Origin of the sequence: Vibrio sp. UCD-FRSSP16_30 (assembly GCF_001676025.1) — a bacterium.
Lineage (GTDB): Bacteria > Pseudomonadota > Gammaproteobacteria > Enterobacterales > Vibrionaceae > Vibrio.
The window spans coordinates 1-987 of sequence record NZ_LZFW01000059.1 but is presented as its reverse complement, the minus strand read 5'-3'; the positions used below and the strand labels follow the sequence as shown (position 1 = coordinate 987).

1 rRNA gene is annotated in these 987 nt (G+C 51.5%); it reads left to right on the top strand.

The annotated features are described in order from the left end of the window. Positions 1-987: ribosomal RNA gene (locus A9260_RS14245) — 23S ribosomal RNA — on the top strand; the annotation flags it as partial.

Genomic DNA, 987 nt, shown 5'->3' with positions numbered 1-987 from the left:
GGGTAGGGGAGCGTTCTGTAAGCGGTTGAAGGTGGTCTGTAAGGGCTGCTGGACGTATCAGAAGTGCGAATGCTGACATGAGTAACGATAAAGGGAGTGAAAAACTCCCTCGCCGGAAGACCAAGGGTTCCTGTCCAACGTTAATCGGGGCAGGGTAAGTCGACCCCTAAGGCGAGGCCGAAAGGCGTAGTCGATGGGAAACGGGTTAATATTCCCGTACTTCTTATAATTGCGATGGGGGGACGGAGAAGGCTAGGTGGGCCTGGCGATGGTTGTCCAGGTTCAAGTATGTAGGCGGAAGGTTTAGGTAAATCCGGACTTTCTTAACGCTGAGATACGATGTCGAGCTGCTACGTGCAGTGAAGTCATTGATGCCATGCTTCCAGGAAAAGCCTCTAAGCTTCAGATTATAAGGAATCGTACTCCAAACCGACACAGGTGGTCGGGTAGAGAATACCAAGGCGCTTGAGAGAACTCGGGTGAAGGAACTAGGCAAAATGGTACCGTAACTTCGGGAGAAGGTACGCTCTTGGCGGTGAARTCCCTTGCGGATGGAGCTACTAGGAGTCGCAGATACCAGGTGGCTGCAACTGTTTATTAAAAACACAGCACTGTGCAAAATCGTAAGATGACGTATACGGTGTGACGCCTGCCCGGTGCCGGAAGGTTAATTGATGGGGTTAGACTTAGGTCGAAGCTCTTGATCGAAGCCCCGGTAAACGGCGGCCGTAACTATAACGGTCCTAAGGTAGCGAAATTCCTTGTCGGGTAAGTTCCGACCTGCACGAATGGCGTAATGATGGCCACGCTGTCTCCACCCGAGACTCAGTGAAATTGAAATCGCTGTGAAGATGCAGTGTACCCGCGGCTAGACGGAAAGACCCCGTGAACCTTTACTACAGCTTGGCACTGAACATTGACCCTACATGTGTAGGATAGGTGGGAGCCTTTGAAACTTCGTCGCTAGATGGAGTGGAGGCAATCTTG